This is a genomic window from Siculibacillus lacustris, from assembly GCF_004328075.1.
Taxonomy (GTDB): Bacteria; Pseudomonadota; Alphaproteobacteria; order Rhizobiales; family Ancalomicrobiaceae; genus Siculibacillus; species Siculibacillus lacustris.
In genome coordinates this window covers 69,433-95,813 of the sequence record NZ_SJFN01000017.1, presented here as the reverse complement: position 1 = coordinate 95,813, position 26,381 = coordinate 69,433, and the positions used below count along the sequence as shown (strand labels likewise).

At 68.0% G+C, this 26,381-nt stretch carries 23 protein-coding genes; 17 read left to right on the top strand and 6 right to left on the bottom strand.

Annotated features, from left to right (window positions below; genetic code table 11):
* Positions 1-104: 104 nt before the first annotated feature.
* Entirely contained in the window at positions 105-1,004 is a 900-nt protein-coding gene (draG, locus tag EYW49_RS12680; RefSeq protein ID WP_131309948.1) for an ADP-ribosyl-[dinitrogen reductase] hydrolase, read from the bottom strand.
* A gap of 13 nt (positions 1,005-1,017) precedes the next feature.
* Positions 1,018-1,824, bottom strand: coding sequence for an NAD(+)--dinitrogen-reductase ADP-D-ribosyltransferase (locus tag EYW49_RS12675; RefSeq protein WP_131309947.1), 807 nt, complete (start codon positions 1,822-1,824; stop codon positions 1,018-1,020).
* A gap of 445 nt (positions 1,825-2,269) precedes the next feature.
* Here EYW49_RS12675 and EYW49_RS12670 point away from each other — a divergent pair, with 445 nt between their 5' ends.
* The 13 genes from EYW49_RS12670 (at position 2,270) to dgoD (ending at position 15,693) form a co-directional block, all read left to right on the top strand.
* Positions 2,270-3,442: an ABC transporter substrate-binding protein gene (locus tag EYW49_RS12670; RefSeq protein WP_131309946.1), complete on the top strand. Its 1,173-nt coding sequence runs from the start codon at positions 2,270-2,272 to the stop codon at positions 3,440-3,442.
* A gap of 57 nt (positions 3,443-3,499) precedes the next feature.
* The gene (locus EYW49_RS12665) at positions 3,500-4,438 is read left to right on the top strand and encodes a branched-chain amino acid ABC transporter permease (protein WP_131309945.1); all 939 of its coding nucleotides are present in this window, start codon (positions 3,500-3,502) and stop codon (positions 4,436-4,438) included.
* Entirely contained in the window at positions 4,435-5,391 is a 957-nt protein-coding gene (locus EYW49_RS12660) for a branched-chain amino acid ABC transporter permease (RefSeq protein WP_131309944.1), read from the top strand. The genes EYW49_RS12665 and EYW49_RS12660 overlap by 4 nt, the downstream gene beginning before the upstream one ends.
* Positions 5,388-6,140, top strand: a complete 753-nt coding sequence (locus EYW49_RS12655; protein WP_131309943.1) for an ABC transporter ATP-binding protein — start codon at positions 5,388-5,390, stop codon at positions 6,138-6,140. The genes EYW49_RS12660 and EYW49_RS12655 overlap by 4 nt, the downstream gene beginning before the upstream one ends.
* Positions 6,141-6,145: 5 nt before the next feature.
* On the top strand, positions 6,146-6,841 hold the full coding sequence (locus EYW49_RS12650) for an ABC transporter ATP-binding protein (protein WP_131310010.1): 696 nt from the start codon (positions 6,146-6,148) through the stop codon (positions 6,839-6,841).
* A gap of 23 nt (positions 6,842-6,864) precedes the next feature.
* On the top strand, positions 6,865-7,722 hold the full coding sequence (locus tag EYW49_RS12645) for an alpha/beta hydrolase (protein ID WP_131309942.1): 858 nt from the start codon (positions 6,865-6,867) through the stop codon (positions 7,720-7,722).
* Positions 7,723-7,908: 186 nt separating this feature from the next.
* The gene (locus EYW49_RS12640) at positions 7,909-8,289 is read left to right on the top strand and encodes a hypothetical protein (RefSeq protein ID WP_131309941.1); all 381 of its coding nucleotides are present in this window, start codon (positions 7,909-7,911) and stop codon (positions 8,287-8,289) included.
* A gap of 272 nt (positions 8,290-8,561) precedes the next feature.
* Positions 8,562-9,767, top strand: a complete 1,206-nt coding sequence (locus EYW49_RS12635) for an ABC transporter ATP-binding protein (protein WP_131309940.1) — start codon at positions 8,562-8,564, stop codon at positions 9,765-9,767.
* Complete coding sequence (locus EYW49_RS12630; RefSeq protein WP_131309939.1) at positions 9,760-10,689, top strand: carbohydrate ABC transporter permease; 930 nt, start codon at positions 9,760-9,762, stop codon at positions 10,687-10,689. The genes EYW49_RS12635 and EYW49_RS12630 overlap by 8 nt, the downstream gene beginning before the upstream one ends.
* Complete coding sequence (locus EYW49_RS12625) at positions 10,686-11,531, top strand: carbohydrate ABC transporter permease (protein ID WP_131309938.1); 846 nt, start codon at positions 10,686-10,688, stop codon at positions 11,529-11,531. The genes EYW49_RS12630 and EYW49_RS12625 overlap by 4 nt, the downstream gene beginning before the upstream one ends.
* A 20-nt stretch (positions 11,532-11,551) precedes the next feature.
* Positions 11,552-12,814, top strand: coding sequence for an ABC transporter substrate-binding protein (locus EYW49_RS12620; protein ID WP_131309937.1), 1,263 nt, complete (start codon positions 11,552-11,554; stop codon positions 12,812-12,814).
* 245 nt (positions 12,815-13,059) lie between these two features.
* Positions 13,060-14,280, top strand: coding sequence for a TadE/TadG family type IV pilus assembly protein (locus EYW49_RS12615; protein ID WP_165498230.1), 1,221 nt, complete (start codon positions 13,060-13,062; stop codon positions 14,278-14,280).
* Between the two features lie 264 nt (positions 14,281-14,544).
* The gene (dgoD, locus tag EYW49_RS12610) at positions 14,545-15,693 is read left to right on the top strand and encodes a galactonate dehydratase (protein ID WP_131309935.1); all 1,149 of its coding nucleotides are present in this window, start codon (positions 14,545-14,547) and stop codon (positions 15,691-15,693) included.
* 12 nt (positions 15,694-15,705) lie between these two features.
* Here dgoD and gntR read toward each other — a convergent pair whose 3' ends face one another.
* Positions 15,706-16,749, bottom strand: a complete 1,044-nt coding sequence (gntR, locus tag EYW49_RS12605) for an HTH-type transcriptional regulator GntR (protein ID WP_407695475.1) — start codon at positions 16,747-16,749, stop codon at positions 15,706-15,708.
* A 396-nt stretch (positions 16,750-17,145) separates the two neighbouring features.
* Between gntR and EYW49_RS12600 the strand changes: the two genes are divergently transcribed.
* The 4 genes from EYW49_RS12600 (at position 17,146) to EYW49_RS12585 (ending at position 21,381) form a co-directional block, all read left to right on the top strand.
* A complete protein-coding gene (locus tag EYW49_RS12600; RefSeq protein WP_131309934.1) occupies positions 17,146-18,405 on the top strand; it encodes an ABC transporter substrate-binding protein in 1,260 nt (419 codons plus the stop codon).
* A gap of 110 nt (positions 18,406-18,515) precedes the next feature.
* Positions 18,516-19,394, top strand: coding sequence for a carbohydrate ABC transporter permease (locus EYW49_RS12595; protein WP_131309933.1), 879 nt, complete (start codon positions 18,516-18,518; stop codon positions 19,392-19,394).
* Between the two features lie 43 nt (positions 19,395-19,437).
* Positions 19,438-20,256 carry a carbohydrate ABC transporter permease gene (locus EYW49_RS12590; protein ID WP_131309932.1) on the top strand — a complete coding sequence of 273 codons (819 nt, stop codon included), beginning with the start codon at positions 19,438-19,440 and terminating at the stop codon, positions 20,254-20,256.
* Between the two features lie 39 nt (positions 20,257-20,295).
* A complete protein-coding gene (locus EYW49_RS12585; protein ID WP_131309931.1) occupies positions 20,296-21,381 on the top strand; it encodes an ABC transporter ATP-binding protein in 1,086 nt (361 codons plus the stop codon).
* Positions 21,382-21,442: 61 nt separating this feature from the next.
* On the opposite strand, the gene EYW49_RS12580 is transcribed toward EYW49_RS12585, so the two are convergent.
* The 3 genes from EYW49_RS12580 to EYW49_RS12570 form a co-directional block, all read right to left on the bottom strand.
* Complete coding sequence (locus tag EYW49_RS12580) at positions 21,443-22,360, bottom strand: EAL domain-containing protein (RefSeq protein WP_131309930.1); 918 nt, start codon at positions 22,358-22,360, stop codon at positions 21,443-21,445.
* Positions 22,361-22,467: 107 nt separating this feature from the next.
* On the bottom strand, positions 22,468-24,477 hold the full coding sequence (locus EYW49_RS12575) for a HAMP domain-containing methyl-accepting chemotaxis protein (RefSeq protein WP_131309929.1): 2,010 nt from the start codon (positions 24,475-24,477) through the stop codon (positions 22,468-22,470).
* A 315-nt stretch (positions 24,478-24,792) separates the two neighbouring features.
* Positions 24,793-25,782, bottom strand: a complete 990-nt coding sequence (locus EYW49_RS12570) for an AraC family transcriptional regulator (protein WP_165498229.1) — start codon at positions 25,780-25,782, stop codon at positions 24,793-24,795.
* Positions 25,783-26,381 lie beyond the last annotated feature (599 nt).

Below are 26,381 nucleotides of genomic sequence, written 5' to 3'. Positions count from 1 at the left end.
CGGAAGACTTCGAGAAACTGCGACATCCGTTTGATATGTCCCGGAGAATCGCGATGGCCGGAATTATTCCGGGATGCGCACGATGGCGATCCGGAGCCGCCCCGTCAATCGCCGACGCCGTTCGACGCGGGTTTGGCGAGGGCGAGCAGGGCCGGCACCAGGGTGCGGATCTCGGCCGCCGCACTGCGGTCGAGGACCTTCAGCCAGCGGCGCGGGATCGCCTCGGTGCCATAGGCAGCGCCGGCCAGCATGCCGACGATGGCGCCGGTGGTGTCGGCGTCGCCGCCCTGGTTGACGGTGCGGATCAGGCAGGCCTCGAAGCCGTCGGTGGCGAAGAAGGCGTCGAACACGGTGCGGATGGTGTCGACCACATAGGCCGAGGACTGGCCGCGGAAGGGCACGAAGGCGAAGGGCGGCTGGTCGGCGACCAGCGCGTCGGCCCGGGCTCGCGCCTCGGCGATCGTCCCGCCGACCACCAGACCGCGGACCATGTCGACCAACGCCAGGCAGGCGCCGTCCGACAGCGGGTGATGGTGGGTGACGTGGGCCTGGGCGATGGTCCAGTCGCGGGCGCGCGCGTCGTCGCCGATCGTCGCCAGCGCCACCGGCAGGACGCGCATCGCCGCGCCGTTGCCGGCGTCGCCCTCGGCGAAGGGGCCGGCGACGGTGCCATGGGTGATGAAGCGGCGGATCCCGCGCCGACAGGTGTTGCCGACGTCGGCGGGCCCGGACTTCAGCCAGCGGGCGAATTCCTCGCAGAGGTCGACGAGGTCGAGATCGCCCTTGCGCACCAGCGAGCGGGCCAACGCCAGCGACATGTCGGTGTCGTCGGTGACCGCGCCGGCCTTCAGCCGCAGCCAGCCGCCGCCGACGATGTCGCGATGGATCCCGTATTGGTTGGCGATCTCGCCGCGGGTCATGAATTCGACCGTTGCGCCGAGTGCGTCGCCGACGGCGAAGCCGAGAAAGGCGGCGAGCGCCCGATCCGCGATCGGTACCTGCAACGGCGAGACCTCCTCAATAGGCCGTCGTGACGACGTAATCGCCCCCCACGACCAGATACTCGCCCTCCCCCTTGAGCGGATGGGAGGCCATCAACGTATTGAAGAACAATATCTTCTGCACCGGGACCCGGGCCGTCAGGACGATGTCGCCGAAACAGTCGGCGACCTCGCGGTCGGCGGAGAACGACGACAGGCTGTTCAACCGCATCACGACCGTACGCCGGTCGATCCGCCGCGTCACCGGGTGTTCGTCGAATCCGTTGATCCCGCGGTAGAGCGTCAGGTGGGTCAGCCCCGGCGCGACGAAGCGGGCGAGCGCCCATTGGCAGAACTCGTAGAGCAGGTCGAGCTGGGTGAAGATCGAGTTGTTGTGGAAGCGGCTCGACATCTTCTCTTCGACGTAGGTCGTCCACACCCCGGACGAGAAGCGCGTCAACGCCGCCTTGTGCCAGGTCGGAAACAGCCCGAAGCGGCTCTCCACCCAGCCCTTCAACACCGCGCCTTCCGGGCCGTTGCTGTCGTAGCCCCAGCCCTTGATCAGCCGCAGCCACGACGAGCGGTAGCGCCGGCGGCCGGCGCCGCCCGCCTCGCGCTGTTCGACGTCGATGGCGAACATCGCCATCAGATAGGTGGCGAAGGCTTCGCCGGCCTCGCCGAGATCGGCGGCGAGATCGAGCATCTCGAACAACGGCCCGTTCATCTCGCGCACGCCGGAGATGTGGAGCTCGCGCGGCGCCTCGTTGAAGGCGACGTCGGCGAGATAGCTCGTCGACAGGCCGACCAGATTGGTCGAATGCCCGATCGGGCTCGCCTCGTTCATGGCGCCCGATCCCCGGCCAGCGCGGCCGGGCGATCGGCGCGGCGGCCGTCGAGACACGCGTGTCGCGGGCGATGCGGTCGGGCATCGCGCAAGGTCGTGGGCATCGTTGGAACTCCTCGGAGGTCCGACCGGTCGAATCCGTCGGCTCCCTCCCCCCCGGTCGTCGCATCCGTCGCCGCGTCCGTCACGAGCGGCGTCCTCGCCGGCGATCTTGGCGCAGAGATCGATGCGATGAAAGCCGGGTCGGGTGTCACCCGGATGGACGAAGGTCCAAGGGCCCGCACGCTCGCCCGATGACGCGGCGTCGGCGGGCCGCCGGCGTGCCTTCCGAAGCGGCTGGAAGCGCCTGCCAAAGCGGCTACACTTCCCGCCAAAGCCTTCTATAAAGGAGGCGCCGGGCGGCTCGTGGAGGAGCCGCACCGCAACTCGGGGGAAGGAACGCTCGATGGTTCGCACGACCGCTACCGCTGCCTGCACGGCCGCTCTCCTCGCCGCGACCAGCCTCGCGGCCGAGGCCGATCCGATCAAGATCGGCTTCGTCTCGACCCTCTCGGGCCCCTCGGCGGCGCTCGGCGTGCACATGCGCGACGGCTTCCAGCTGGCGGTCAAGGAGCTCGGTGGCAAGCTCGGCGGCCAGCCGACCGAGGTCATCGTGGTCGACGACGAACTGAAGCCCGACGTCGCGGTGACCAAGGTCAAGGCGCTCCTCGACCGCGACCACGTCGACGTGGTGGCCGGCGTGGTGTTCTCCAACGTGATGATGGCGATCGCCAAGCCGATCTTCGAGAGCGAGACCTTCATCGTCTCCGGCAACGCCGGGCCGTCGCCGCTCGCCGGGGCCGGCTGCTCGCCGTATTTCTTCGCCGCCTCCTACCAGAACGACCAGAACCACGAGACCATGGGCGCCTATGCCCAGGCCCAGGGGTACAAGAAGGTCGTGCTGATGACCCCCAACTATCAGGCCGGCAAGGACTCGATGGCCGGCTTCAAGCGCCATTTCAAGGGCGAGGTGCTCGACGAGATCTTCACCCCGCTCGGCCAGCTCGACTTCGCCGCCGAGATCGCCAAGATCGTCGCGGCCGGCCCCGATGCGGTGTTCACCTTCATGCCCGGCGGCATGGGCGTGAACCTGGTCAAGCAGTGGTCGCAGGCCGGGCTGACCGGCAAGCTGCCGTTCCTCTCGGCCTTCACCGTCGACGAGACCACCCTCCCCGCCACTCAGGACGCGGCCCTCGGCCTGATGTCGGGCGCCGAATGGGCGCCGAACCTCGACACGGCCGAGAACAAGGCCTTCGTCGCGGCCTACGAGAAGGAATACGGCGTGGTGCCGTCGCTCTATGCGGCGCAGGGCTACGACGCCGCCAAGCTGATCGACGGGGCGTTGAAGGCCACCGGCGGCAAGGTCGCCGACAAGCCCGCCTTCCGCAAGGCGCTGGCCTCGGCGCCGTTCAAGTCGGTGCGCGGCGCCTTCTCCTTCTCGACCAACGGTTATCCGAAGCAGAACTTCTACGTGGTGCGCGCCGCCAAGCGGGCCGACGGCAAGTTCGCCACCGAGATCGTCTCGAAGGTGTTCGACAATGCGCCCGACGCCTATGTCGCGGCCTGCCCGCTGAAGTGACGCCCCCGAGGGCGGCCGCGCGCCGCCCTCGCCTCCCGGTTCCGGAACGAGCGGTCGATGTCCTTCACGCTGCTGGCGGTACAGATCCTCAACGGGCTGCAGCTCGGGGTCATCCTGTTCCTGGTCGCCGCGGGCCTGACGCTGGTCTTCGGGGTGATGGACTTCGTCAATCTCGCCCATGGCGTCCAGTACATGCTCGGCGCCTATCTGACCGCGGTGGCGGTGGCGGCGACCGGCCATTTCGGCCTCGGCCTCGCCGCCGGCCTCGTCGGGTCGCTGGCGCTCGGCTTCGCCTTCGAGGTGCTGCTGTTCCGCCATCTCACCCGGCGCGACCATCTCGAACAGGTGCTGGCGACCTTCGCGGTGATCCTGATCGTCACCGATCTGGTGCGTATGATCTTCGGCCCGGCGCCCTTGCCGCTGCGCCTACCGGAACTGTTCACCGGCTCGATCCGGATGATGCCGGGCCTCGCCTATCCGATCTGGCGGCTGGTGGTGATCGGCGCCGGGCTCGCCGTCGCCTTCCTGCTGTGGGTGCTGATCACCCGGACCCGCACCGGCATGCTGCTGCGCGCCGGCTCGACCCATCCCGAGATGGTCTCGGCGCTCGGTGTCGACATCGACCGGGTGTTCCTGTTCGTCTTCGCCTTCGGGGCGATGCTCGCGGGCTTCGCCGGGGCGATGGCCGGGCCGATCCTGTCGATCGAGCCGGCGATGGGCGACAACGTGCTGATCCTCGCCTTCGTGGTGATCGTCATCGGCGGCATCGGCGCGGTGCGCGGCGCGCTGGTCGCCTCGCTGATCGTCGGGCTGGTCGACACCCTCGGCCGGGCCTTCGCCACCGACCTCCTGCGTCTCGTGGTCGACCGCTCGGCCGCCGCCCAGGCCGGACCGGCGATCGCCTCGATGGCGATCTACGTGTTCATGGCCGCGGTCCTGATCTTCAAGCCGACCGGATTGTTCACCGGCGAGCGCGCCTGGACCCGGACGCGATGACTCGAGCCCTCGCGCGCCGGGTGGCCGCCCTCCTCCTCCATCCGGCGACGGCGATCGTCGGCCTCGCCCTGGCGGTGGCCCTAGCGGAGGCCTTCGGCTGGAACTTCGCGGTGACGCTCGCCACCCGCGCGGCGATCCTGGCGCTCGCCGCCCTGTCCTTGTCCTTCGTGATCGGTCAGGGCGGGATGGTCAGTTTCGGCCACGCCGCGCCCTTCGGGATCGGCGCCTATGCGGTGCTGATCGCCGGCGAATATGGGATCCGCGAAGTGAGCCTGCTGCTGCCGCTGGCCTTCCTCGCCGCCGCTGCATTCGCGGTGCCGACCGGCGCCCTGGCGCTGCGCACCCGCGGCGTCTACTTCATCATGATCACCCTGGCCTTCGCCCAGATGGCCTATTTCGTCTTCGCCGCGCTCTCGGCCTTCGGCGGCGACGACGGCATGGGACTTGCGGGACGCGCCACCTTCGCCGGCGCTCGTTTCCTGCGCTCCGACGGCAATCTCGCCTGGCTGTCGGTCGGTCTGCTGGCCGCCGCGGCGTGGGTGCTCCACCGGGTGGTGGCGGCGCGCTTCGGCTTCGTGCTGAGGGCTGCCCGCGACGACGAGGCCCGGGTCTCGGCGCTCGGCTTCTCGGTCTACCGCACCCGCCTCGTGGCCTATGCGCTCGGCGCCGGTATCGCCGGCCTCGCCGGTGCGCTCCTCGCCGAACAGACCGCCTTCGTCTCTCCGGCCCTGATGAACTGGCATCGTTCGGGCGAATTGATCGTGATGGTGGTCCTGGGTGGTTCCGGCCGGCTCGCCGGTGCGGTGCTCGGGGCGATCGCCGTGGTGCTGGTCGAGGAGTTCCTCGGGGGCGTCACCGAATATTGGAAGCTCGGCCTCGGCCTGCTGATCCTCGCGGTGGTGATGAGCCGGGCGATCGATCTGCGGGCGCTTCTCGCGAGGATCGCCCGATGACCGCACCGATCCTCCGTCTCGACGATCTGTGCAAGCACTACGGCGCCCTGCCGGTCACCGACCACGTGTCGCTGGAGGTCGGGCGGCACGAGATCCATGCGGTGATCGGTCCCAACGGCGCCGGCAAATCGACCCTGGTCGGCGAAATCGCCGGCTCGATCGTCCCCGATCACGGCCGGGTGTTGATCGACGGCGAGGACGTCACCGGCGAGAGCGTCGCGGCGCGCGCCCGGCGCGGCCTCGCCCGGGTGTTCCAGACCTCGCGGGTGATCAAGGACTTCTCGACCCTCGACAATGCGCTGCTCGCGGCGATCGCCACCGACGGCACCGCCTTCCGCTTCCTCACGCCCGTCGCCGGCGAGACGGCGACGCGCGAGCGGGCCCGCGCCGCCCTCGACCGGGTCGGGCTCGCCGATCGCGGCGACGTCCTCGCCGGCCGCCTCGCCCATGGCGAGAAGCGGGCGCTCGAGCTGGCGATGGGTCTCGTCCAGGCGCCGCGGCTGTTGCTGCTCGACGAGCCGATGGCCGGCACCGGGCGCGAGGAGACCGAGCGGCTGACCGAGCTCCTGGCCTCGCTCGCCGGCGAAGTGGCGATGCTGATCGTCGAGCACGACATGGCGACGGTGTTCCGGCTCGCCGATCGCATCACCGTGCTGATCGGCGGGGCGGTGGCGATCTGCGGCACGCCGGCCGAGATCCGCGCCGACCCGACGGTGCGCTCGGCCTATCTCGGCGAGGGGGCCCCATGACCGCGATCGTCGCCCTGGAGGCCGTCGACGCCGGCTACGGCGAGGCGCGGGTGCTGTTCGAGCTCTCGCTCGAGGTCGCGGCCGGCGAGGTCGTGACCCTGATGGGCCGCAACGGCATGGGCAAGACCACCACCATCCGCACCCTGTTCGGGCTGATCCGCCCGACCGCCGGCCGGCTGTGGCTACGCGGCCGCGACCGCACCGGCGTCGCCGCGCACGTGGTCGCCCGCGAAGGCCTCGGGCTGGTGCCGGAAGGCCGGCAGATCTTCCCGCGCCTGACCGTCGAGGAAAATCTGGTGGCCACCGCCTCGACCCGGCGCGGCGCCAACTGGACGCTGGCCGCCGTCCATCGCCTGTTCCCGCGGCTCGCCGAGCGGCGGCGCAATCTCGGCGACGAACTCTCGGGCGGCGAACAGCAGATGCTGGCGATCGGCCGCGCGCTGATGACCAATCCCGACCTCCTGGTCCTCGACGAGGCGACCGAGGGCCTCGCGCCGGTGCTGCGCGACGAGATCTGGGCGGCGCTGGCCACCCTGAAGGCCGAAGGTCTGGCGATCCTGGTGGTCGACAAACATCTGGAAGCCTCGATGCGCCTGTCCGATCGCCATATCGTGATGGAAAAGGGGCGGATCGCCTGGGCCGGCCGGTCGTCCGACCTCGCCGCCGACCGCAGCCTCGCCACCCGCTTCCTCGAATTGTGAGCGACCCGCCCGGAGATCCGCCGATGTCCACCGATGCCGCGATCGATCCCGCCCTCGACCACGCCTATGGCGCGGGTCAGCGGCGGCCCCATTGGCCGGCGCTGCTGGAGCGCTTCGCCGCGGCGAGCGAGGCGGTGGCGGCGGGCCCCGGCGTGCTGCGCGACCTCGCCTATGGCCCGCACCCGCGCCAACGCCTCGACCTCGTGCCGGCGGTCGACGCGCGGGCGATCGTCGTCTGGCTCCATCCCGGCTACTGGCAATCGCGCGACCGGACCCTCTTCCGCTTCCTGGCGCCGACCTTCACCGCGCTCGGCTGCGACGCGGTCTTCGCCGACTATCCGCTGTGCCCGGAGGTGACGGTGGCGGAACTCACCGAGGCGCTGCGGGCATTGGTCCCGGCGCTGGTCGCGCAGTCGGAGGTGCGCCACGGCCGCCCGCTGCCGATCGTCGCCGCCGGGCATTCGGCCGGCGGCCATCTGGCGATCGAACTGGCGGCGACCGACTGGGCGGCGCGCGGGCTCGCCCCCGCCCCGATCGCCGCGGTGATCGGCGTCTCCGGCGTCTACGACCTCGCGCCGCTGGTCGCCACCGCGCTCAACGCCAATCTGCGCCTCGATCTCGCGAGCGCCCGCGCCGCCTCGCCGCTCCACCGGGTGCCGGCGAGCGCCTGCCCGGCGCTGTTCGCGGTCGGCGGCGCCGAGACGCCGGCGTTTCTCGATCAGAGCCGGGCGATGGCCGCCGCCTGGGGCGCCGCGGGTCATGGCCAACGCCTCGAGATCACCCCCGGCGACGACCATTTCACCGTGCTCACCACACTCGCCGACCCGGCGAGCCCGCTCCATGGCGCGCTCGCCGCGACGATCGCCGGCGCCACGGCCTGAGCGGCCGCCCCCTCCCCGCTCGGGCCGCGGCAGGAAGTCGCTCGCCCCTCGCCCTGCGTCACGGTTGTCGCCGCCGCGGCGCCATGGGAAGAACGGCGCGTCGAATCGTTCGAGCCGAGCGGATCGTTCGGCGGCGCCCTCGCCGCCCCGTCGAGGACCGCCGAGCGTCTTGCGGAGATGAGGTCGATGAGAGCTGCCGCCGTCCTCGCCGCCCTGCTGCTGATGACGCCCGTCGGGGCGCAGGCCGCCGAGCGCCTGGAGCGGACGGCGATCCCCGGCGTGATGCTGTCGGTGTTCGCGCACAAGGACGTCGATCCGGAGCGCTGCGTGCCCAGCGACGCGCCGGAGGTCACCGTCCTGACCCAGCCCAAGAAGGGCTCGACGGTGATCGGCATCGCCCTGTCGACGGTCTCCGAAGGCTCTTGCAAGGGCACCATGGTCGACGCCCGGGTGGTCGCCTACAGCGCCGCCCCCGACGCCAGCGGCGACGACCGCTTCGAATACAGCGTCCGCCACGCCGACCAGAAGGTCGAGACCTACGCGGTGATCGTCCACATCCGCCGCTGAGGCGAAGGCCGGCGCGCCCGAAGCCCCGCCACGCTCGGCCGGCTCATCATTCGAAACGTTTCGGAACACTCTCCGATTGTGCCCTCGCGGCTCGCCCCATCGCAGCCCGCGGCCTGCCGGAAAATGCCGCGGCGGGCGTCATGCGCCTGTAATCGTCGACTCCGATGGTCCGCCTCGTCGACACGAGGGGTGGCCATGACGTTGCGCATTTCGCAGATCCACGACACGCCGGCGCCGCCGCGCCCGACCCGCAGCGGCCGCGGGGCCTCGGCATGAGCGGGCTTCCCGAGAGCTTCGCGGCGATCGAAGGCGTCGAGCCGGCGCGGCTCGAACTCGACGGCGTCTCCAAGTCCTACGGCGAGACCACCGTGCTCGACCGCGTCTCGCTGACCGTGGCGCGCGGCGAATTCGTCGCCCTGGTCGGGCCGTCGGGCTGCGGCAAGTCGACCTTGCTCAAGATGGTCGCCGGGCTCGAGTTTCCCGATGCCGGCCATGTCCGCATCGCCGGCACCGACGTCACCGACGTGCGCGCCGCCGATCGCGACGTCGCCATGGTGCTCCAGTCCTACGCCCTCTATCCGCATCTGACCGCCCGCCAGAACCTCGCTCTGCCGCTGGTGATGCGCCGCCTGACCGGCCGCCAGCGCCTGCCCTTCGTCGGTCGCTTCCTGCCGGGCACCCGGGCACAGCTCGCGGCGATCGGTGCCGACGTCGAGAAGGCCGGGCGGGCGCTGAAGATCGATCACCTGCTCGACCGCAAGCCCGCCGCCATGTCCGGCGGCCAGCGCCAGCGCGTCGCGCTCGGCCGGGCGATGGTCCGCGATCCGCGCCTGTTCCTGATGGACGAGCCACTGTCGAACCTCGACGCCTCGCTGCGCGTCCACACCCGCGCCGAGATCGTCGATCTCCACAAGGCGCTCGGCGCCACCACCGTCTATGTCACCCACGACCAGGAGGAAGCCCTCGGCATGGCCGATCGGGTGGCGATCCTCCATCGCGGCCGGCTGCTGCAGGTCGCCTCCCCCGAGATCGTCTATCGCGATCCGAGCCGGATCGAAGTGGCGTCGTTCATCGGCAGTCCGTCGATCGGCCTGATCGAGGCGGTGATCGACGACCGCGGTCGGGCGATCGTGTTCGATCGGCCGATCGCCGAAGGCTTCGCCGCCCAGGCCGGCGCGACCGTGCGGGTCGGCATCCGCCCCGAACATCTGCGCATCGGCGGCCACGACGACGCGATCCTGCCGGCCCGCCTCGACCGCACCGAGTTCCTCGGCGCCGACGCCCTCGCCCATCTGCGCCTGCCCGACGGCGCGCCGATCGTCGCCAAGGCGACCCCGGAGATCTACCGCGGTTTCGTCCCCGGGCCGGTCGGCCTCGCCTGGAACGCCGCCGATCTCCTGGTGTTCGACGCCGCCGGCGATCGTCTGCGGCCGCGCTTCGACGCCGCGACCGTGACGGCGGAGCGCGCCCATGTCTGATCACGCTCTCGCCTTGCCCGCCCTCCCCGCCGTCGCCCCGCGCCGCCGGGTCGATCACGACGACCGCGCCGCGCTGTCGCTGGTCGGGCCGATCGCCGTCCTGATGCTGCTCCTGTTGCTGGCGCCGACCGCGGCGATGATCGCCCTGTCGCTGACCGACGCCGAACTCGGGGCCTCGACGATCACTTTCGTCGGGCTCGACGCCTATCGCGACGTGCTCGGCGACCGGACCTTCCTGATCTCGGCCAAGAACACCGCGCTCTATGTGGCGATCGTCACGCCGGCCTCGGTCGGGCTCGGGCTCGGCTTCGCGCTGTTGATCGAGGCGGGCACGGAACTGCGCGGCTTCTTCCGCTCGGCCTATTTCCTGCCGGTGGTGTCGCTGATCACCGCCATGGCGACGGTCTGGCAGTACCTGATGCATCCGGCGATCGGGCCGATCAACCTCCTCCTCCATGTCGTCGGCCTGCCGTCGATCAACTGGCTCGGCTCGTCCGACAACGTGCTGGGCTCGCTGGCGCTGATCGGCATCTGGCAGCAGACCGGCTTCGACATGGTGCTGTTCCTGGCCGGCCTCGGGGCGATCGACCGCACCCTCTACGACGCCGCCGAGATCGACGGCGCGCGGTCGGCGGTCGATCGGTTCCGGCTGGTCACCTGGCCGATGCTCGGGCCGACCCTGCTGTTCGTGGTCACCATCACCATGATCAACGCCGTCAAGGTGTTCGAAACGGTGATGACCCTGACCCAGGGCGGCCCGGCCAAGGCCTCGGAAGTCCTGCTGTGGACGATCTATCAGGAGGGCTTCGTGTTCCTCCATCTCGGCACCGCCTCGGCGATGGCGGTGATCTTCGTCGCCGTCCTCCTGGTGCTGATCGTGTTCCAGACCCGCGTCATGGACCGAAGGGTGCACTACGGATGAGCGCTTCGCCCCATACGCTGACGCCCGTCGGTCGGTCGCTGCGCCTCCTGGTGCTCGGGATCGGCGCCGCGGTGATGCTGTTTCCCTACGTCTGGATGATCGCCACCTCGTTCAAGCCGCAGGCCGAGGTGTTCTCCTCCGGCCTGTCGCTGATTCCCGAGCATTCCTCGATCCTCGCCAACTACGGGAAGGCGCTCGGCCGCATCCCGATGGGGCGCGTCCTGCTCAACGGCGTGGTGGTGTGTCTGGCGATCGTGGTGTTCCAGATCGCCTTCGCCCTGCCCGCCGCCTATGCGCTGGCCAAGCTGCGCTTTCGCGGCCGCGATCTGATGTTCGGGCTGGTGATCCTCGGCCTGTTGATCCCGATCCACGCGGTGTCGATCCCGATGTTCGCGGCCTTCCGCGCCCTCGGGCTGATCAACACCCTGGCCGGGCTGGTGGTGCCCTTCACCCTGTCGGTCTTCGCGGTGTTCCTGTTCCGCCAGTTCATCAAGGCGATGCCCGACGACCTGATCCATGCCGGCCGCATGGACGGGTTGTCGGAAGGGGCGATCGTCCGCCGCATCGTCCTGCCCAACGCCTGGCCGGCGGCCACCGCCTTCGCGATCTTCTCGGTGGTGACCCATTGGAACGACCTCTACTGGCCGTCGATCGTCATCTCCAAGACCGAACTCGCCACCCCGCCGCTCGGCGTCCTGTTCTTCCGCGCGGCGGAAGCCGGCGACGACTACGGCGCGCTGATGGCCGCGACGGTGATCGTCACCGCGCCGCTCGTCGTGTTCTTCCTGTTCGCCCAGAAGGCCTTCATCGAAGGCATCACCATGACCGGCCTCAAAGGCTGATCGACCCGACGGAGATCCCCATGCGCACCCTCTTCCGAAGCGTGTTCGCCGGTCTGGCGATGCTCGGCGCCGTCGCGGCGCCGGCCGCCGCCGAGACCGAGATCGTGGTCCACTATCCGATGCCGGGCTTCTTCAAGGACGTGATGGAGAAGATCTCCACCGAATACGTCAAGACCCATCCGGACGTGAAGATCACCTTCGCCACCCCGTCGGCGACCTATGAAGAAGGCCTGCAGCTGATGCTGCGCCAGGCCGGTTCGGCGGAAATGCCGGACGTCTCGTTCATCGGCCTCAACCGCCTGCGGGTGCTCGCCGAACGCGGCGTCGGCGTCGACCTCAAGCCCTTCGTCGAGAAGGACGACATGGGGTCCCAAGGCTTCTCGCCGCGCCTGTTGAAGCTCGCCGAATTCGGCGGCAAGCAGATGGGTCTGGCCTTCGCCACCTCCAATCCGATCTTCTATTACAACGCCGATCTGGTGAAGAAGGCCGGCGGCGATCCGGAGAACCCGCCCAAGACCTGGGACGAGGTGTTGAAGCTCTCCGCCAAGATCGCCGCCCTCGGCGACGGCACCATCGGCATGTCCTACCGCTGGCAGGGCGACGACTGGATGTTCTCGGCGCTGCTGTTCGGCCATGGCGGGACCTTCCTGTCGGCCGACGAGAAGAAGGTCGCCTTCGGCGGTCCCGAGGGCCTCGCCTCGCTCGAGCTGATCGACCGCATGGTCAAGGAGGGCAAGATGCCGGCGCTGACCGCCGACGCCCAGCTCCAGGCCTTCTACGCCGGCAAGGTCGGCATGATGTTCTGGACCACCGGCGGCCTGCGCGGCACGATCAACGGCGTCGGCGGCAAGTTCGACCTGCGCACCACCAAGATGCCGGTGATCGACGCCGCCAAGGGCCGTCTGCCGACCGGCGGCAACGCCGCGGTGATGTTCACCACCGACGCCAAGAAGCAGGCGGCGGTCTACGACTTCATCAAGTTCGCCGCCGGCCCGTTCGGCTCGTCGGTGGTGGTACCCGGCACCGGCTACGTCCCCAACAACGAGCTCGCCCCCAAGGACGACCGTTACCTCGGCAAGTTCTACCAGGAGAACCCACTGTTCCGCGCCGGCCTGTCGCAGATGGACATCATGATCCCCTGGTACTCGTTCCCGGGCAACAACGGGGTCAAGGTCACCAACACCATCGTCGACAACCTCGCCCGCCTCGTCGAGCAGAAGGTCACGCCGGAACAGGCCCGCGACGACATGGTCGCGGAAGTGACCAAGCTCCTGCCGCGCTGATCACCGACCGATCGTCGAGACACCTGCGAGCCCCTTCCGTCGCCGACGGGAGGGGTTTCGCGTTCGGCAGCAGCCTTCCCCAGGGTCGCGGGGCGGCTGGACGAATGAATATGACGATCGCATACAATTTGAGGGAAAATTCAAGGCGGTCTTCATATGTCTTCGATAGGCTCCGCAACCAGATTACAACCGTGTTTCTCAGGGAGCGGGCCATGTCATTGCGCTCACGCATTGTCGAGCGTTCGTTGCGCGCCATTCGTCTCCTTTCCATCCGCCGTCGCCGCCTCGTCGGCGATTCCTCGGGTCAGGTCGCGATCATCGTCGCCCTGATGGCGCTGCCGTTGATGGTGGCGGTGGGGATCGGCGTCGACTACGCGCGCGCCTCGACGGCACGGGCCAAGCTGCAGAGCGTGGTCGACGCCGCGGTGCTCGCCGGCGCGACCGACGGCTCGAACACCTGGACGACGACCGCCAAGGCGGTGCTCGACGCGGGACTCACCCAAGCCAAGGCGGCGGGCCTGACGGTCGGCACCCAGACCTTCGCCATCGACGCCGGCGGCAACTACACCGGGACGGTCACCGCCAAGCTGCCGACCACCTTCATGGTCCTGGTGTCCCAGGACTCGATGGACATCGGCGCGACGGCCACCGCGGCAGTGGTGCCGGCCTCGGACATGGTGTGCATCCTGTTGCTCGACAAGTCCGCCGCTCCGGGCCTGCTGCTCAACGGCGGTGCGACGATCAATGCGCCGTCCTGTCAGGTCCACGTCGCCTCGACCGCCAATCCGGCGGCGACCTTCAACGCCGGCACGACGCTGGCGACCAAGAAGACCTGCGTCGCCGGTGCCAACGTCCTCGACAACGGCGGCAGCCACGCCAGCCTCGTCAAGTCCTGCACCACCACGGCCGATCCCTTCGCCGGGACGCTGCCGACGCCGTCGACCACCTGCACGGTCAACAACCTCAACGTCAATGCCAGCACCATCCTGACCCCCGGGGTCTATTGCGGCGGGGTCAACTTCAACGGTTCGCCGACCGTGTCGCTGGCCGCCGGGGTCTATGTGATCAAGGGCGGCAATTGGAACTTCAGCGGCACCCTGACCGGCACCGGCGTGACCTTCTACTTCGCCGATCAGTCCTACATCCAGTTCAACGGCACCTCGACTCTGAACCTCACCGCGCCCACCTCCGGAACCTATGCCAATCTGCTGATCTACGAAGCGGCGGGGCTGGCCAAGTCGTCCTTCACCATGAACGCCACCAACGGCGCGACGCTGCAGGGCCTGATCTACCTGCCCAGCCGGCAGTTCACCCTCAACGCCAATGCCAACGTCACCTCCAACAAGCTGACGATGGTGCTCGATACCTTGACGGTCAACACCGTCAACTGGACGCTGGCCTCCTCCGACAAGTCGATCCCGACCTCTGCCGGCGGCGCGACCGCGAGCATCTATCTCAAGAAGTGACGCGCGGCCCCGAACACGGCGCCCGGGCCGACCCGCGACTCCCATGACGACCCTTCCGAAGGCGCTCGCGGCTCGCCCCCGAGCGCCTTCTGCGGTCTTGCCCATCGATCGGCGGAGGAAAACGCCGCGCGCCGGATCTGGCATGCGTGCCCGGCACCACAAGGGCGGCGACAGCCCGGCCGTCGTCGGCGTAAAGGTGGAGGCGTTCGCGGCCTGCTCGGCGTGCCGCCGGCCGGCGCTCGACCGGCGCCCAGGAGACCCCCGATGAAGATCACCAAACTCACCACCTATCTCGTACCGCCGCGCTGGTGCTTCCTCAAGATCGAGACCGATGACGGCATTTCCGGGTGGGGCGAGCCGGTGCTCGAGGGGCGCGCTTCCTCGGTCGCGGCGGTGGTCGCCGAACTCGCCGACTATCTGGTCGGCAAGGATCCGTTCCTGATCGAAGATCACTGGACGGTGCTCTACCGCGCCGGCTTCTACCGTGGCGGCGGCCTGCACATGAGTGCCCTCGCCGGCATCGATCAGGCGCTGTGGGACATCAAGGGCAAGGCCTTCGGCGTACCCGTCCACCAGCTGCTCGGCGGCAAGTTGCGCGACCGCATAAGGGTCTATTCCTGGATCGGCGGCGATCGGCCGGCCGACACCGCGGCGGCGGCGCTGGAGATGGCCGGGCGCGGCTTCACCGCGGTCAAGATGAACGGCACCGAGGAACTGCAGTTCGTCGACAGCCACGCCAAGATCGACGCGGCGCTCGGCCGCGTGCAGGCGATCCGCGAGGCGCTCGGGCCGGACTTCGGCATCGCCGTCGACTTCCACGGCCGCGTCCACCGCCCGATGGCCAAGATCCTCGCCAAGGAGCTCGAGCCCTATCGGCTGATGTTCATCGAGGAGCCGGTGTTGTCCGAGCACGCCGACGTGCTGAAGGACATCGCCGGGCAGATCTCCACGCCGATCGCGCTGGGCGAGCGCCTGTTCAGTCGCTGGGACTTCAAGCACATCCTGTCGGAGGGTCTCTGCGACATCATCCAGCCCGATCCGAGCCACGCCGGCGGCATCACCGAGACCCGCAAGATCGCCGCCATGGCCGAGGCCTACGACGTCGCGCTGGCACTGCACTGCCCGCTCGGGCCGATCGCGCTCGCCGCCAATCTCCAGATCGACGCGGTCTGCTACAACGCCTTCATCCAGGAACAGAGCCTCGGCATCCACTACAACCAGGGTAACGACCTGCTCGACTATGTCGTCGACCGCTCGGTGTTCGCCTATGCCGACGGCTTCGTCGCCATCCCCGAGGGGCCGGGCCTCGGCATCGAAGTGAACGAGGACTACGTGAAGGAACGCGCCGCGGCCGGCCATCGCTGGCGCAATCCGGTGTGGCGCCACGCCGACGGCTCTTTCGCCGAGTGGTGATCGCCTCGCCGCTCACGGGCGCCGGCGGGCCTCGCGGGGGCGAAGCCCGGCGGTGCTGTGGCGGGCGACGATCTCGAAACCGAGGTCGACCACCGGCTCGTCGATCGGCTCGCCGGCGATGCGGGCGATCAGCATCTCGATCGCCCGGCGGCCCATCTCCTCGCGATTGGTCCGGACGCTGGTGAGCGGCGGATTGGCGACGGCCATCATCTCGAGGTCGTTGAAGCCGCAGATTCCGAAATCGTCGGGCACCGAGATCCGGCGACGCTGGCATTCGAACAGGACGCCGATCGCCAGATCGTCGTTGTTGCAGAAGACCGCGTCGACCTCGGTGGTGCGCGACAGCAGCTCGATCAGCAGTTCGCAGCCCAGGGTCACCGTCGAGGCGCGCGGGGTGGTGACGATCAGCCTCTCGTCGAGCAGGCCGATCTCCTTCATCACCTGTTCGTAGCCGACGAGGCGGCTGCGCGTCCGCGGGTCCATGCGGGCGCCGAGGAAGGCGATCCGCCGATAGCCGCGCGCCTGGAGGTGGCGGATCGCCGCGCCGGCGGCGTCGCGGTGCGACAGGCCGACCATCATGTCGACCGGATCGTCGCCGATCTCCATGATCTGCACGATCGGACAGTCGGCCTGCCGCAAGAGCGCCTTCGAACGGGCCGACTGGTCGATACCCGAGACGATCAGGCCGGAGGGCCGCTGGCGCAGGAACACGTCGAGCAGACGCTCCTCTTCGAGGACCGAATAGCGGGTGTTGCCGAGCTGGATGTTGAAGGGCAGGCCCTCGACGCGGTTGTAGATTCCGCGCAGGACGCTGGAGAACACGTTGTTGGTGACCGACGGGATCAGGACGCCGAGGACATCGGTGCGCGCCGAGGCGAGAGCCCGGGCGGCGGGGTCCGGGACATAGCCCAGACGGGCCACCGCTTCGGTGACGCGCAGCCGGACGGACTCGGAGACGAGCTCCGGCTTCCGCAGCACGCGGGACACTGTGATTGCGCTTACACCGACCGCCTCCGCGACGTCGGCCAACTTGATTTTCTTAGCCAATTTCGGGATCTCACGATCGATCGGCAGGCTGTGACGCCAGTATAGCGGTTTGCGCCGGCTTGACAAATGACAGCGCTATCATTTAACAATCGCTGAAATAAAGAAAAATCGGAAGGGAGGGATGAGATTGGCGCGACGGGTCGAATCGGCCGTTCGCCGCCGCGATGCGACCCCTGCGGACAGACGACGGATCATCGGTTCACGCCGTCGCGATCGGACCGATCGTGTGCCATGCGTCGTCCATGAACGGGTCCGTAGCCACCCCCATCCCGTGGAAGGGTGCCCGGCTTCGCGCTAGTCTTCATCCCGACCGATCGTTTCGGTGGAGCGGATCGCCGGTTCGTCCCGACGATTCGAACCGCCCTCCCGGCCAAGTCTGCAGTACTCAGGTGAGGAACTCCCAAAATGAAGAAAATTCTCGCGTCTACCGTGGTTCTGATGTCTTCGCTGTGCCTGTCGGCCACGGCGTTCGCACAGACGAAGGAAATCCGGGTCCTGCTCGCCAACCACCCCTATGGTGAGCTCTTGAAGGCGGCCATTCCCGACTTCGAGAAGCAGTCCGGGATCAAGGTCAATTTCGAGAGCCTTCAGGAAGGCCAGCTCACCACCAAGCTGACGACCGAATTCGCGACCAAGTCCTCCTCCGTCGACGTCTTCATGACCCGTCCCCTCCAGGAAGGGAAGATGTTCAACCGGAACGGCTGGTACGAGCCGCTGACGACCCAGGACTTCTCGGATTACCCGAAGAACGTGATGAGCGTCGCCGCCGCCGGTTCCGCGCCGTTCCTGGTGCCCCTGGTGACCGAATGGCAGGTTCTCTACTACCGCAAGGACCTGTTCCAGGCCGCCGGGGTCGAGGTGCCGAAGACCTTCACCGAGCTCGAAGCTGCGGCGAAGAAGCTGAATTCCGACACCGTCGCCGGCATCGCCTCGCGCGGCAAGGGCGCCGCCGCGGTCACCCAGCTGTCGAGCTACGTCTACAACTTCGGCGGCCAATACATCGACAAGGGCGTCGCGGTGTTCGACTCCGCTCCGGCGGTCGAGGCCATCCGCTACTACGGCAAGCTCCTCGGCAGCTACGGCCCCAAGGGCGTGACGTCGATGTCGTGGGAAAACATCATGCCGCTGTTCCAGGCCGGCAAGGTGGCGATGTGGACCGACGCTTCGGTGTTCTACGGCCAGATCGTCGATCCGGCCAAGACCCAGGTCCCGGCCGCCAACTTCGGCATCGCCAACCTGCCCGCCGGCCCGAAGGCCAGCAGCCCGTTCCTCGTCACCTCCTGGGGCATCGCGGTCGCCAAGCAGTCCAAGAACAAGGAATTGGCCTTCAAGTTCCTCGACTGGGCGACCAGCAAGGAACTCGCCGCCAAGGGCATGCTGTCGAACATCACGATGGCGCGCTCCTCGGTCTGGAAGGACCCGAAGGTGCTCGAGTCGGTCAATCCCGGCCTCGTGGCGACCCGCGCCTATGCCGCCGAGAACGGCAACCCGCTCGATCGCCCCTACATGAGCGCGGTCGGCGAAGCCCGCGACCAGATCGGCGAGTTGGTCATCGAGTCGATCAACACCAAGGGCGAATCCGCCAACCTCGCGGCGATGGCCAAGGACAAGGTCGGCCGCGTCAACGACCTGCTCAAGGACTCGGGCGAATACGGCCAGCCGTGATCCGTCCGTAGCCAGAAACGCGATCTCGGACATCCGGCCGCGTGCCGGTCGGGTATCCGAGGTCGGTCTCCGCCGCGAAGGAACGAGACGACCGAGACCGGGGGCAGTCGATGCACAAGCCGAGCTTCATCGAAAAGAACATCAGGATCCTCTTTCCGCTGCCGGCCTTCCTGTTCATCGCCTTGCTGATGATCTTCCCGATCGTCTACACGCTGGCGCTGAGCTTCACGAGTTGGAATCTGACCTCCGGAGCGCCGATGCGCTTCATCGGTCTGCGCAACTACGGCCAGATCCTGCTCGAGCCGCGCTTCGTCGACGCCATCGTCCGCACCCTCACCTTCACGATCTGCGCGGTGGTGATCGAGGCGGTGCTCGGCACGGCCATCGCGATCATTCTGAACCGCGCCTTCATCGGCAAGAGCCTGGCCAAGCTGCTGCTGCTCCTGCCGCTGGTGTCGACGCCGGTCGCGGTCGGGATCATCTTCAACCTGTTCTACGATCCGACCATCGGGCTCGCCAATTTCGCGCTGTCGTCGCTCGGCCTGCCGCAGGGCCTGTGGGTGTCGAGCGCGGCGACGGTGATCCCGTCGCTGATCATCGTCGACGTCTGGCAATGGACGCCGATGATCACCTTGATCGTGCTCGCCGGCCTCGCCGGCCTGTCGGAAGAACCGTTCGAGGCGGCGCGGGTCGATGGCGCCACCCAGTGGCAGGTGCTGCGCTACGTGACCATTCCGATGGTCATGCCGGTGATCCTGACCGCGGTGATCCTGCGCCTGATCGACGCGCTGAAGACCTTCGACATCATCTTCGCCATGACCGGCGGCGGGCCGGGCTACGCCTCGGAAACCCTGAACATAATGGGTTTCAAATATTCCTTCGAGTACTTCCGTATGGGCCAGGCCTCCGTCATCCTGATCGCCCTGTTCTTCCTGGTTCTCCTGTGCAGCATGGGAATCATGAAGCTCCGGTCTTCGTCCGAGAATTGAGATCTTCGAACCGTGGCGACCTCAGGGTCGGAGGCACCCGTCGATGAACAAGAACAATCGCCTGCAGAACGCGCTCTTCTACGTCGTGGTCGTCTTCATATCGCTGGTGGTGCTGTTCCCGTTCTTGTGGATGTTGTCGTCGTCCTTCAAGACCCAGACCGACATCATCGCCTGGCCGCCGAAGCTGATCTTCTCGCCGACCCTGCAGAACTACGCCAAGGTGTTCGGTGAGCAGGACTTCTTGAAATACTTCATCAATTCGACGGTCGTCGGCGGTCTCGCGGTCGGCCTGTCGCTGGTCATCGGGCTGCCGGCGGCCTATGCGATCTCACGCTTCACCCAGCGCCGGCTCGCCCTGTTCATCCTCCTGGCGCGCCTGATGCCGGGCATCTCGTTCCTGATGCCGTGGTACATCATCGCCTCGCGTCTCGATCTGATGGACACCTACGTGGCGCTGGTGCTCAGCCACATGCTGATCGCCCTACCGATCGTGGTGTGGATCATGTCGGCCTATTTCAACTCCATTCCGGTGGAGCTGGAGGAATCGGCGATGGTCGACGGCGCGACGCGCCAATATGCCTTCTGGGCGATCATCCTGCCGATGTCGGGGCCGGGCATCATCACCGCGGTGACGCTGTCCTTCATCTTCTCCTGGAACAACTTCATGTTCTCCCAGGTGCTCAGCATGGAGAAGACCAAGACGTTGCCGATCGCCGTCTACAACTTCGTCTCCTATGCCGAGGTCGACTGGGGCGGGGTCATGGCGGCGGCGGTGGCGATCATGGCGCCGGCGATCATTCTGACGATGATCTTCCAGAAGTTCGTCGTCAAAGGACTGACCATGGGCGCGGTCAAAGGCTGACCGCGCTTCTCCCTCAACGAAATCGGACAGCGTGCGGTCATGGCGTCAGTCGACATCGTCAACGTGAAGAAATCCTTCGATCGCGCCGAGATTCTGCGCGGCGTCTCCATCCACATCCAGGACGGCGAGTTCGTGGTGCTGGTCGGCCCGTCGGGCTGCGGCAAGTCCACGCTGCTGCGCATGATCGCCGGACTCGAGACCATCTCCTCGGGTGAGATCAAGATCGGCGATCAGCTCGTCAACGACTTCACCCCGCGCGACCGCGACGTCGCCATGGTGTTCCAGAACTATGCGCTCTACCCGCACATGACGGTCGCCGGCAACATGGCGTTCTCGCTCAAGCTGCGCGGCATCGACCGCGCCGAGATCGACCGGCGGGTCGCCCGCGCCGCCGAGATCCTCGGGCTCACCGCCCTGCTCGATCGCCGCCCGCGCCACCTGTCGGGCGGTCAGCGCCAGCGGGTCGCCATGGGCCGGGCGATCGTGCGCGATCCCAGGGTGTTCCTGTTCGACGAGCCGCTGTCGAACCTCGACGCCAAGCTGCGCGTCGCGATGCGCTCCGAGATCAAGGACCTGCATCAGCGGCTGAAGACCACCATGGTCTACGTCACCCACGACCAGATCGAGGCGATGACCATGGCCGACCGCATCGTGGTGATGCGTGACGGTCGGGTCGAGCAGACCGGCGAGCCGCTCGAGCTCTACGACACGCCGGCCAATCTGTTCGTCGCCGGCTTCATCGGCTCGCCGGCGATGAACTTTCTCAAGGGCACCATCGAAGTCGCCGACCGCACCGGGTTCGTGGCCGACACCGGGACCTTCGTCCCTCTGCCGCCGTCGCCGACCCATGGCGAACTCGCCGGCCGGCCGCTGGTCCTCGGCATCCGCCCCGAACACCTGCGCATCGCCGACGGTGCCGCCGGCGGCTTCGAGGTCGGCGTCAAGATCGTCGAGCCGACCGGATCGGAAACCCAGGTGACCGCGACCGCGAACGGCGCCGACCTCATCGCCCTGTTCCGCGAACGCCACACGGTGCGCCAGGGCGACCAGTTGCATCTGACGCCGACCCATTTCCATCTGTTCGATGGCCAGAACGGCGCGAGGCTCGCCTCGGTTTCGATCTGACCGGCGTTTCCCGGACCGAGTTCTCGTCGATCGGGTCGATTCGACGCGATCGGAACAGGCTCTAGCCGAAGGACGCCGACGACGACCGGCGCAGCGACGCCGACGCGGTCCGCGCGGCGCGATCCTCCTCGGCCGGTGCCCGTGCATCGGCCCAGGTCAGGTCCAACCCGTCCCAGGTCGCGACGATGGCGTCGAGGGGCCGCCGGCGTGGCACACGTCGTCCGGCGTGGTCGCAGGCCAGGACGCACAGGCCCTCCGCATCGACCGAGCCGACCTCGGCGGCGTACTGCCACGACCCGGCGACGACGAGATCGCGCAGGAGACGGCTCGGCTCGGCGCCGAGCCCTTTGACCACCGCTTCCAGGTTCTCGGCGTGGGCGCGTTCGGCAAAGCCCGCGAGCACCGTCGCCGCACGGGGATCGCGCGTCGCCCGCCGGATCAGGCTCGGCGGAAACGCCAGACGCGAGACCCCGAGCGCCCGCGCTTCCGCGCCGATGGTGGTCGCACGGCACAGGGTGACCTCATAGCCGAGGCGCGCGAACTGCGCCCATTCCGCCGGCGGGTGGCGATGAAAGCCGGCGACGTCGATCTCCAGCCCCAGCAGGCGATGGGCCCCGCCGTGCGCGATGCTCCAGTTGCGCAGCTGCGCCACCAGGGTCGGATCCGCGAGATCGCTGCACGACATCGCCACCGACAGCGGCAAGGGGTGACGGCGGAGCAACAGTTCGTCGGCGAGCCCCATGGCGGCATCCAGCGCCAGGCGGGTCAGGGCGGTGCCCGGATGCCCGCTCGATCGCCCCGTTCCGGCCGTCCCTCGGCGCGGCGCCGCGACGTGGCATTCGGCACCGACCAGGACCCCCGTGTCGATGGCGTACCGCGGCATCCAGCGGGGCCGTGGCGACGGCAGCCGATCCGCGGCATGGGCGGCCGGTGCCCGGTGGGACGGGTGCGCATGGGGGAAGGTCGTCGGATGCGACATCGTCGTGGCCCTCGGGCAGGGAAAGGGGCGCGAGCGGCCTCCCGCCGATCGTTCGATCTTCGGCGCGCAGCGGGAGGCCTTCGATGGGGAACGGTGCGGGTCCCGGCTCAGCCGGCGCGGACCGTCCGCAGGAACTCCGACATTTCCGACCGCAGACGGCCGGACTGTTGGTTCAGGTCGCGGGCGGCGGCGAGGACCTGGCTCGCCGCGGCGGAGGAGTCGGAGGCCGCCTGGGTGATCCCGACGATGTTCTCCGAGACCTGATGGGTCCCGGCCGACGCCTCGGTGACGTTGCGGGCGATCTCCCGGGTCGCGAAGCCCTGCTGCTCGACCGAGGCGGAGATCGACGCGGCGATCTGATCGAGGCGTTGGATGACCTCGCTGATGCCGCCGATGGCGGTGACCGATTCGCTGGTCGAGGCCTGGATGTCGGCGATCTGGGTGCCGATTTCCGACGTCGCCCGGGCGGTCTGGTCGGCCAGTTGCTTGACCTCCGCCGCGACCACCGCGAAGCCGCGGCCGGCGTCCCCGGCCCGCGCCGCTTCGATGGTGGCGTTCAGCGCCAGCAGGTTGGTCTGCCCGGCGATGCTGTTGATCAGATCGACCACCTGTCCGATCCGCGACGCCGCGGTCGCGAGGGTGCGGATCTTGCCGGCGGTCTGCGCCGTCTCCTGGGTGGCGCGGCCCGCGACCTGGGCCGATTCGTCGACCTGCCGCTTGATCTCGGCGATCGACGAGGTCAGTTCCTCGGCCGCCGAGGCCACCGTCTCGACGTTGGTCGAGGCCTCTTCCGACGCCGCGGCGACCGACCCCGACTGCGCCGAGACCTCTTCGGCCGAGGCCGACATGGTCTGGGCCGCGCCCTGCAACTGGGCGGAGGCGCTGACGACGCTCTGGACGATGTCGCCGACCGCCGCCTCGAAGGCATCCGCCAGGCGATGCATCGCGGTCCGCCGATCGCGCTCGGCTTCCGCCTTGGCGCGCTCCTGCTCCGCGCGCATCCGTTCGGTCTCGGCCAGCGAGGTCTTGAACACCTCGAGGGTCTTGGCCATCTCGCCGATCTCGTCGGTGCGGGCGACGCCCTCGACCACGGTGGCGGTGTCGCCGCCGGCGATCCGCCGCATGGTCGCGGTGGTGTCGACGATCGGCCGCGAGATGAACCGTCCGAGCAGCAGCGCGAGCACCAGCGACAGGAGCGTGCCGCCGATCGTGCCGATCCACAGCAGCCGCCGGCTCCCCGTCATCTCCGTCGCGGCGTCCTTGGCGACGGTCGCTTCGTCCGCGTCGAGCCGCTTCAACAGCTCTTCGACGGCGTTCGTCAGCTTCTCGACTTTCCGGCGCATCGCCGGCGCGACCTTGTCGGTGATCTCGACATCGATCTCAATCGACTTCTCGAAGGCGGTGACGTAACGGCCGAAGCCGACCTTCAGTCCTTCCGCGGCGCGGTGGGCCTCGCCGTTCGGCGTGCTCGCCACGACCCGGTCGAGATCACGGCCGGTCCGCTCGATCACCCGGCGAACCTCCGCCAGACTGTCCGGCGTGCGCTGGACGAGGACCTTGGAGGCGAGAATCCGCACCTGCTGCAGATCGGCCAGCGCGACGACCAGCGCGTCGCGGGCCGGGGCGGCGAAGCGCTCGTCGGCGAGGAAGCCGTCGACGTCGACCCGCAACTGGCTGCCGGTCGGTTCGAGCACGTCGTGCAGCAACCGCCGCGCTTCGGCCTTCAGAGCGATGATCCGGGTCAACTCGCGGTCGTAGTCTTCGAAACTCTCGGTGGCCGTGGCCAGGATCGTCCGATGCGCCGGGTCGGTCAGTCGCTCGGTGCCGGCCCCGACGTCGTGCCGGAACAAGGTCGCGCGGTCCTTGACCGCGGCGGTGGTGTCGGGGAGTTCGGTGTAGATCGCCTCCCGCGCGGCGCGGCGGTATTCGAGGAAATTGCCGTAGAGTTTGAGCGCCATCGTCTCGGCATCCGCCGTCCGCACGTAGGCGTCGAAGGTGTCCGAGGTGCGATCGAAGGCGCGCAGCGACATGAGGCCGACGCCGATCAGAACGACGATCACCAGCGAAAAACCGAGCATGAGTTTGCGGGCGATGCGCAGATTGTCGAAGAATACCATGGAGTCCCCCCATCTCAATTCAGTGGATCTTCCGTCGAAACGGAGCGACCCGATGAAATCGTCGGCGACGAGCGCCGACATTCCAGTCTGTTCGGCCTCTTCGAAGTGTTTCCAGGAACAAAAAACTTCTTCAACGCGGAACGTCTCGATGAACGGTCCCATCCGGTGCTTAACAGTCTGTTACGAGCGAGAGGTCACCGGGTCCGCATTCGGGCCCGGCACTTCCTATATCTCATTGAAATCGTGTGACTATATGCGAACCGCGCGTCGACCGGAACGATGCCCCAGGGTAAGGCTTGCCGGATTTGGATAAACTTAACTCCCGGCGTTTTCTGCTTTGTTGCCTTCGACCCGACGGCGCGCCAGGGTGGTCGAAGGCGTCTCGCCGAAGAAACGCGCATAGGCCTGCGCGAAGCGTCCGAGGTGCACGAAGCCGTGCCGCAGCGCGGCCTGTTTGACCAGATCGCAGTCTTCGGTGCGCAACAGGTGGCGCCGGGCCGAGCGCATCCGGAAGATCGTCACATAGGTCTGCAACGTCATGCCACGGGTCAGTTTCATGATGTTGTGCACGGTGCGCGGCGCCACCCGCAACGCGTCGGCGACGTCGCCGAGCAGGATCGGCCGATCCAGTCGCTTCACGATGAACCGGTCGATCTGGTCGAGCATCTCGATACAGGCCCGCGAGAACCCCGGCTTCGCCTGGGTTTGGACGGTCGCGGTCGCCAGGAGGTTCGCCACCCGCGCGACGACCTCGGCGCCCATCGCCCGCCGGTCGCCGTCGGCTGCGAACCGCTCGGGCTGCGCGGATGCGAGGCGGATCGTCGCCCGCAGATGTTGCCGCAGCCGCTGCAGTCCCGCGGGGTCGACGAGGTGCACCGTGAGCAGCGGCGCGGCGTCGGGCCACCCGGCCGGACGGAGTTCGGCGGGAATGAACAGCGCGGCCGCGGCCTGGGCCGGTTTGGCATCGATCGGCCAATAGGATTGGCACCGCGACCCGGGGCCGCCCAGAACCAGAGCCGCGTCGGGCAGCGGCATTCCGTTGACCACCGATCGATGGGGGTCTTCCATGCCGAGCCAGACCGTATACCGGGCCTCTCGAATGGTTCCCTCGAACAGGCTCGGCGGCAGATTGGCCCCGAGCAACCGCAGGGGTCCCAAATGTACCACGGCGAAGGTGCTGCGGGCGCCATGCGCAATCGGCGTCCAGTCGATGCCCGATCGGCCTTCCGCTGGCTTCAAGTCCATCGAGTCTTCCACCGTCTCCACATCCAAAACGTTTGAACCCTGGAGAGTGGCGAGTTCCATGCTGAACGTTGAATGTCGACCTTCCGGATTCATTTGAAGTCGTGCCCACGTGTCGTGTAACTAGAGATATACAAAAAAGAAAAATGCCACCTCGAGTAATCAGGCCGGAGTAGCAAGCCCAACGTATCACCTCCTGAAACGACTTGCCTATCGCCGTGTCCTTGGGAAGAATATCCAAAGCTGGCAAAGCGGGGCGCCGGCTCTGCGATCGGCCGCAGAATTGCTTGTCCCTGGAGGCGTCATGGGCTTCGTCGACGTCGACACAAAAAACCGCCCGCCCCGGTGTCGGGAGCGGGCGATTTGTCGACGATCGTCGTCCAGGGGTCGAACGCCTGATCAGATGGCATAGACGGTGCGGAATACGCCCCAGCGCTTTCCTCTCACCCGGATCGGAATGTTCAGATCCTTGAGCATCGGCATGTTGTTCGGGCCGAGGTCGCGGAGGTTAGGTCTGCAACAGGTAGTCCTTGTCGGCCTTGACGGCCGCCTGCCCCGTCGCATCCTTGATCAAACGGCGTGACGCCGGCCAGGACCTCGACCGATCCGATCGCCGCCGGGTCCGCACAGGACAGCGGCGGGTTCATGTGATTGCCGCAGGC

Bases quoted from the DNA above. Each gene is read 5' to 3' on its own strand.
- EYW49_RS12585 (WP_131309931.1), top strand. From the start codon at position 20,296: ATGGCGTCAGTCGACATCGTCAACGTGAAGAAATCCTTCGATCGCGCC.
- EYW49_RS12655 (WP_131309943.1), top strand. From the start codon at position 5,388: ATGACCGCACCGATCCTCCGTCTCGACGATCTGTGCAAGCACTACGGC.
- EYW49_RS12660 (WP_131309944.1), top strand. From the start codon at position 4,435: ATGACTCGAGCCCTCGCGCGCCGGGTGGCCGCCCTCCTCCTCCATCCG.
- EYW49_RS12645 (WP_131309942.1), top strand. From the start codon at position 6,865: ATGTCCACCGATGCCGCGATCGATCCCGCCCTCGACCACGCCTATGGC.
- EYW49_RS12640 (WP_131309941.1), top strand. From the start codon at position 7,909: ATGAGAGCTGCCGCCGTCCTCGCCGCCCTGCTGCTGATGACGCCCGTC.
- EYW49_RS12675 (WP_131309947.1), bottom strand. From the start codon at position 1,824: ATGAACGAGGCGAGCCCGATCGGGCATTCGACCAATCTGGTCGGCCTG.
- EYW49_RS12635 (WP_131309940.1), top strand. From the start codon at position 8,562: ATGAGCGGGCTTCCCGAGAGCTTCGCGGCGATCGAAGGCGTCGAGCCG.
- dgoD (WP_131309935.1), top strand. From the start codon at position 14,545: ATGAAGATCACCAAACTCACCACCTATCTCGTACCGCCGCGCTGGTGC.
- EYW49_RS12665 (WP_131309945.1), top strand. From the start codon at position 3,500: ATGTCCTTCACGCTGCTGGCGGTACAGATCCTCAACGGGCTGCAGCTC.
- EYW49_RS12580 (WP_131309930.1), bottom strand. From the start codon at position 22,360: ATGTCGCATCCGACGACCTTCCCCCATGCGCACCCGTCCCACCGGGCA.
- EYW49_RS12590 (WP_131309932.1), top strand. From the start codon at position 19,438: ATGAACAAGAACAATCGCCTGCAGAACGCGCTCTTCTACGTCGTGGTC.
- EYW49_RS12620 (WP_131309937.1), top strand. From the start codon at position 11,552: ATGCGCACCCTCTTCCGAAGCGTGTTCGCCGGTCTGGCGATGCTCGGC.
- EYW49_RS12570 (WP_165498229.1), bottom strand. From the start codon at position 25,782: ATGGAACTCGCCACTCTCCAGGGTTCAAACGTTTTGGATGTGGAGACG.
- EYW49_RS12625 (WP_131309938.1), top strand. From the start codon at position 10,686: ATGAGCGCTTCGCCCCATACGCTGACGCCCGTCGGTCGGTCGCTGCGC.
- EYW49_RS12600 (WP_131309934.1), top strand. From the start codon at position 17,146: ATGAAGAAAATTCTCGCGTCTACCGTGGTTCTGATGTCTTCGCTGTGC.
- EYW49_RS12575 (WP_131309929.1), bottom strand. From the start codon at position 24,477: ATGGTATTCTTCGACAATCTGCGCATCGCCCGCAAACTCATGCTCGGT.
- EYW49_RS12595 (WP_131309933.1), top strand. From the start codon at position 18,516: ATGCACAAGCCGAGCTTCATCGAAAAGAACATCAGGATCCTCTTTCCG.
- EYW49_RS12670 (WP_131309946.1), top strand. From the start codon at position 2,270: ATGGTTCGCACGACCGCTACCGCTGCCTGCACGGCCGCTCTCCTCGCC.
- EYW49_RS12630 (WP_131309939.1), top strand. From the start codon at position 9,760: ATGTCTGATCACGCTCTCGCCTTGCCCGCCCTCCCCGCCGTCGCCCCG.